The sequence below is a fragment of the Pseudomonas sp. AC463 genome, from assembly GCF_979253585.1.
In genome coordinates, this window is sequence record NZ_CEEDDZ010001049.1 from 1 (window position 1) to 244 (window position 244).

Genomic DNA, 244 nt, shown 5'->3' on the forward strand with positions numbered 1-244 from the left:
CTTCTACAGTTGCAAGCGCTACGGCATGAGCAACGACGACATCCTCAACCCGGTACAGAGCAACGGCGTCTATGTCGACTCGCTGCCGTTCTTTGGTGGCCAGTTCATCTGGAAGGCCAACCCGGCCATCGTCGCTAAGCTCGAAGAAGTCGGCGCGCTGCTCAAGCACGAAGCGATCAACCACAGCTACATGCACTGCTGGCGCCACAAAACACCACTGATCTACCGCGCCACTGCGCAGTGG

The 244-nt window shown here is 58.6% G+C and carries 1 protein-coding gene; it reads left to right on the forward strand.

Features of this window, described 5'->3' with window-relative positions; all coding sequences use genetic code 11:
* On the forward strand, positions 1-244 hold a 244-nt coding region (locus AC0IYH_RS33455), incomplete at both ends, for a hypothetical protein (RefSeq protein WP_471838736.1).